Source organism: uncultured Nevskia sp. (assembly GCF_903885465.1).
In the GTDB taxonomy this organism is placed as follows: Bacteria; Pseudomonadota; Gammaproteobacteria; order Nevskiales; family Nevskiaceae; genus Nevskia.
The window spans coordinates 1-5160 of sequence record NZ_CAISIQ010000386.1 but is presented as its reverse complement, the minus strand read 5'-3'; the positions used below and the strand labels follow the sequence as shown (position 1 = coordinate 5160).

8 protein-coding genes and 1 riboswitch are annotated in these 5160 nt (G+C 64.8%); all 8 genes read right to left on the bottom strand.

Annotated elements, in window-relative coordinates; genetic code table 11:
* A partial coding sequence (locus QZY06_RS15115; RefSeq protein WP_295685897.1) for a TMEM165/GDT1 family protein occupies nt 1-143 on the bottom strand: 143 nt, incomplete at its 3' end.
* A gap of 21 nt (nt 144-164) precedes the next feature.
* Nucleotides 165-359: riboswitch (yybP-ykoY riboswitch) on the bottom strand.
* A gap of 4 nt (nt 360-363) precedes the next feature.
* Nucleotides 364-1317, bottom strand: coding sequence for an acyltransferase (locus tag QZY06_RS15110; RefSeq protein WP_295685896.1), 954 nt, complete (start codon nt 1315-1317; stop codon nt 364-366).
* A gap of 8 nt (nt 1318-1325) precedes the next feature.
* Entirely contained in the window at nt 1326-2417 is a 1092-nt protein-coding gene (gene hemE / locus QZY06_RS15105; RefSeq protein WP_295685895.1) for a uroporphyrinogen decarboxylase, read from the bottom strand.
* Nucleotides 2414-3136 carry an orotidine-5'-phosphate decarboxylase gene (gene pyrF / locus QZY06_RS15100; protein ID WP_295685894.1) on the bottom strand — a complete coding sequence of 241 codons (723 nt, stop codon included), beginning with the start codon at nt 3134-3136 and terminating at the stop codon, nt 2414-2416. The genes hemE and pyrF overlap by 4 nt, the downstream gene beginning before the upstream one ends.
* Nucleotides 3136-3444, bottom strand: a complete 309-nt coding sequence (locus QZY06_RS15095) for a CcdB family protein (RefSeq protein ID WP_295685893.1) — start codon at nt 3442-3444, stop codon at nt 3136-3138. Before QZY06_RS15095 ends, pyrF begins: the two co-directional genes overlap by 1 nt.
* Before the next feature lie 5 nt (nt 3445-3449).
* The gene (locus QZY06_RS15090; RefSeq protein WP_295685892.1) at nt 3450-3698 is read right to left on the bottom strand and encodes a type II toxin-antitoxin system CcdA family antitoxin; all 249 of its coding nucleotides are present in this window, start codon (nt 3696-3698) and stop codon (nt 3450-3452) included.
* A 60-nt stretch (nt 3699-3758) separates the two neighbouring features.
* Nucleotides 3759-4394, bottom strand: a complete 636-nt coding sequence (locus QZY06_RS15085; protein ID WP_295685891.1) for a response regulator transcription factor — start codon at nt 4392-4394, stop codon at nt 3759-3761.
* Nucleotides 4391-5160 (bottom strand): histidine kinase (locus QZY06_RS15080; protein ID WP_295685890.1); only part of this gene is annotated, 770 nt, incomplete at its 5' end. The genes QZY06_RS15085 and QZY06_RS15080, both read right to left, overlap by 4 nt.

The following is a 5160-nucleotide window of genomic DNA, read 5'->3' as shown; positions in this document are numbered from 1 at the left end:
GCGATCGTCGCGGCGAGGATGCCGAACAGGATCGGCACCGGCTTGCGGACTCGGCAAGCGAGCAGCAGCGCCAGCAGCTGGGTCTTGTCGCCGATCTCGCCAACTGCGACGACCAGCGTGGAAATACCGAAGGCTTCAAACATGGAGGACTCTCGGGGCCGGGCGATCGTGGACGATTGACACGCGACCATGCCCGACCCGGGAGTGGCTGCGCGTCAAAGGTCTCGCCTGATGCGGGAAAGGCTTCCCGATCTGAATGCGCCACGATCTTGCGATCGATTGTGTTGACGCATTCCCCGATCAACGCCTGCCAGTACTTCGGTCAGCGCGCCGGGTGACTACTCCCCAATGAGCCCGCGAAGTCTACCCGGATGGCGCCGCGAGCGGAACCCAGTCCTTGACCAGGGTCCTGTCGATGACCGCGTCCTTGTCCATCCAAAGGCCGTTGACCCAGTCCTGGAAACGCTCGCGGAAGGCTTCGTCGTCCTGATAGTTGCCACCCAGCAGTTCGACTGGCAGCGGCTTCACATCAACCTGCACATAGGCCGCGTTCTGCTCGCCGCACAACCAGCTCCACAGCTTGCTGCGCGTATTGCCGGTGGGCAGATAGACGATGGTGACGTCGATCAGCCCAGCGAACTGCTCGCCCATCGCGTTCAAGGTGAAGCTGAAGCCACCGGACTTCGGCCGCAGCAGATGGCGATACGGCGAACCCTTGGCCTGGGCCTTCTCCGGCGTGTAGCGCGTGCCTTCGACAAAATTGACCACGGCGATCGGCTTGCGCTTGAACTTCTCGCAGAAGCCGCGCGTGGTTTCCAGATCCTGGTTGCGCAGGTCCGGATTCCTCGCGATCGCCGCTGCCGAATTGCGCTTCATGAACGGCATGTCCAGCGCCCAGCAGACGAAACCGACCAGCGGAATCCAGATCAGCTCGCGCTTGAGAAAGAAGCGCGGAAACGGCGTGCGGCCGTACATGACGTCGAACAGGATCAGGATGTCCGCCCAGCTCTGGTGATTGCAGACGATCATCCAGCTCCGCGACGGGTCCAGCGCGCCATTGACCTGCAGGTTCTCGCGCCGGCCATGGAGCAGCTGGAACACCTGCTGATTGCCGCCCACCCAGCCGTAGCCGGCGCACCAGGCGATCCAGCGATCAAGCTGGCGAGTCAGCACCGGCAATGGCACCAGCAGCTTCACGATCGCCGCCGGCAGGATCAGCAGGCCGGCCCAGAACATCAGCACGACGAACATCGCGGCGAAGGTCAGCACGCCGATCGCCTGCGGCGGCAACCAGCGCTTCAGGCCCGCGTGGTTCATCGCGCCGATCAAGGCGCTTCGGCTTCGGCGATCTCGTGGTACTGCGGGCTCAGTTCGCGCACGGCTTCAACCAGTGCCGCGACATTTTCCGGCGGCGTACCCGGCACGATGCCGTGGCCGAGGTTGAAGATGTGGCCGTTGGCCGGGCCGTAATCGTCGAGGATCTTGCCGACCAGATCGCGGATCGTTTCCGGCGGCGCGAACAGCGCGGTCGGATCGAGATTGCCCTGCAATGCCACGCTGCCGCCGACCATGTGGCGCGCGTCGCCGATGTTGGTGGTCCAGTCGACACCGAGACCGGCACAGCCGGTGGCCGACATTTCCAGCAGGAACTGGCCGCAGCCCTTGGAGAACAGGATCACCGGCACACCGGGCGCCAGCACTTTCAGGCGATCGACCAGCTTGGCCATCGAGGCCAGCGAGAAGAACTTGTAGCCCTCGCGATCGAGCACGCCGCCCCAGGTGTCGAACACCATCAGCGCGTTGGCGCCGGCATCGGCCTGGGCGGCGAGATACAGCGCCACGCTTTCGGTGAGCTTGTCGAGCAGTGCTTTCAGCAGGTGCGGCGCGCCATAGCGCATCGCCTTGGCATTGCGGAAATCCTTGGAGCCGCTGCCTTCGATCATGTAGGTCGCAAGCGTCCACGGACTGCCGGCGAAACCAATGAGCGGTACGCGGCCGGCGAGGCCTTTCTTGCAGGCGCGCACACCATCCATCACGTAGCGCAGCTCTGTTTCCGGATCGGGAATCGGCAAGGCCGCGATGTCGGCGGCGGTGCGCACGGTCTTCTTGAACGCCGGACCTTCACCCTCTGTGAAGTACAGGCCAAGGCCCATCGCGTCCGGGATGGTCAGGATGTCCGAGAACAGGATCGCGGCGTCGAAGCCGTAGCGATCGATTGGCTGCAGGGTGACTTCGCAGGCCAGATCAGGGTTCTTGCACAGGCTCAGGAAATCACCGGACTTGGCGCGCGACGCGCGGTACTCCGGGAGATAGCGGCCAGCCTGGCGCATCAGCCAGACCGGCGTGCGGTCGACCGGCTGGCGCTTCAGCGCGCGGAGAAAGCGATCGTTCTGCAGATGTTCGGGCTGGTTGGTCATGGTGCGAGCGCGCTGAGGATTTCGGATTGAATGGCCAGCGCCGCAGCGCGGGGGTCTGCTGCATCACGGATCGGACGGCCGACGACCAGGTAGTCCGCGCCGGCTTTCAGCGCTCGGCTTGGCGTCATCACCCGCTTCTGGTCGCCGCTGCCGTTCGAAATTACGTCGTTGTCGACCGGGCGGATGCCCGGCGTCACGCAGATCAGTTCATGCGGAGCTTCGCGCCGCAGTTTTTCGACTTCAAGGCCTGACGACACCACGCCGTCGCAGCCGGCCGCCAAAGCACGGCGTGCGCGCGACAGCACCAGCGCTTCGACATCGCAGGCAAAGCCGAGGTCGTCGAGATCGCCGCGGTCGAGGCTGGTCAGCGCGGTCACGGCCAGTACCTTCAGGCCATTCGACTTGGCTTTCGCTGCGGCCTGCATGATCGCCTGGTTGCCGTGGATGGTGCAGAACTGCGCGCCCTGCTCGCTCAAGCGAGCCACTGCGCGGGCCACGGTTTCCGGAATGTCGAAGAACTTCAGATCGACAAACACTTTCTTGTCCTGCTTGCGCAGCCAGGCCAGCAATTCGAAGAAGCCCGGCGCCATGCACAGCTCCATGCCGATCTTGTAGAACGTGGCGGCATCGCCGATGCGCTCGACCAGGGCGCGAGCATCCGCGGCTTCGGGGACATCGAGGGCGACGATCAGGCGGTCGCGAGGATCAATCAACTTCATCAGTAGCCTGTGAGCAGAAAATCGAGGGCCGACATGATGTCGGCGTGGTGGTCAGACAGGTTATCCACCGGTCTGCCGAGATCGCGTGTGGCCAGTGCTGCGAGGTCGGCGGTCGATGCCACGAGGGCCTGACCCTGCACGGTGAATTCCGGATTGAGCCGCGTATAAGCCTTGCCGTAGCGCTCCTTCCGTACCAGCGGAATGACGACGCGCGAATTGGTATCGACCAGATCAGATTGCACGTCGAGCAGGAACGGAATATCCGTGCGGCTCGGACGAGGATTGCGAAAGACCTGGAAGCGCGCCATTTCGGTTAGAACGACAGGAGATCCTTGTTCCACATGCCTTCGCGGGCAATTCGCTCGTTGTGATAAGCGATCGCTTCGCGGTTCTCCTCCTGCCACTGCAGCGCCCGTTGCTCGTGCAACTTCGCTTCCAGCGCTTCCTCCAGCACCCGCGACAGATTCAGCTTCTGCGCGCGCGCTTCGTCGATCAGCTTGCTGCTGACCGACAGATTCACAGCGCGGCGTTCCGGCTTGGTGCTTGGAGTCTTGGCGAGCATCGCGGAGTGTCCAGTTCGTCTGACATGCGCATTCTATCTGCGCACCTGGCAAATGTCCGCCTACAGCAGCCGCGCCGCAATCGCCTTCAGCACCGCATGGGTGCGATCGCGGGCATCGAGACGCGCCAGGATTTCGGTCAGATGGTTCTTCACCGTGCCGTCGGAAATGTTCAACGCGCGGCCGATTTCCTTGTTCGAGTAGCCGCCGGCGACCAGCCGCAGCACCGCCAGCTCGCGTTCGGTCAGGCGCACCGGTTTGGCGTCGTCCTGCACGGCGACGCGACGCGCCGCATCGAGACTCTGCGGCGACACTAGGCTGCGGCCGGCGGCAACGGCGCGGATCGCGGCCGCCAGCGCTTCGGGCTCGGCGTCCTTCAGCAGATAGCCCTGCGCTCCGGCACTGATCGCGCCCTGCATCAGCCCCGGATCATCGAACGTGGTGAGCAACACCACCGGCGTGTAATCGCCACGTGCACGCAGCAGCTTCACGACTTCGATGCCGGAATGCACGGGCATGCGGATGTCGCTGAGGATCACGTCGACCTGCGTGGTCTGCAACGCGGCGAGCAAGGCCGCGCCATCGGCCGCTTCGATGACGACGTCCAGCCCACCGAGCGATTCGAGCAGCGCCCGCAAGCCCTTGCGGACCAGCGCCTGATCGTCGGCCAGCGCCAGACGAAGCACGGCCTCGCTCATGGCGACACCGGCAGTTGCACGCTCAGACGCAGTCCGCCTTCGGGCCGTACGGCAATGCTCAGCGCACCACCGAGCGCCGCCAGCCGTTCGCGCATGCCATGCAGGCCGTTGCCTTCTTCGGGCAGCGATTGCGCGCGGCCGTCGTCCTCGATCTGCAGCTCGATGCCCTGCTCGTGACGTTGCAGCCGCAGCACGATCGTCGCGCAACCCGCATGGCGCAGCGCATTGGTCAGGGCTTCCTGGGCGACTCGCAGCAATGCCTGCGCCTGATCGAGCGTTGCTGGACGCGCAGCCGCATCCAGCTCGAAGCGCAGCACTGGTCGAGATAGCGATGGCGCCAGCGCCCGCAGCGCGGCGTGCAGATCGATGCCGTCATGAGCGCGCAGGGTATCGACGACGCCGCGGACATCAGCCAGCAGCTCATCGGACAACCGCATGCAATCGCCGACCACCGCACGCTGCGGCTCGGCCACTTCGCGCTCGATCATCCGCAGTTGCAGCTTCAGTGCGGTGAGCTTGTGGCCAGCGACGTCGTGCAGCTCGCGCGACAGCCGCAGCCGCTCTTCGCCACGCGCCGATTCGAGCAGCAACTGCCGGGTGGCCAGCAGTTCGGCATTGATCGCCCGCAGCGCGTCGCGGGCTTCTTCGGCGCGGCGGGCGTAAGTGGTGGTCAGCGCCGCAAATGCCTGAAAGCCGAGGTAGGACAGCAGCGCGGGAATCGCACTGGCGGTGCCCCAGTGGGCGATCAGCAGGACCGCCAGCACCG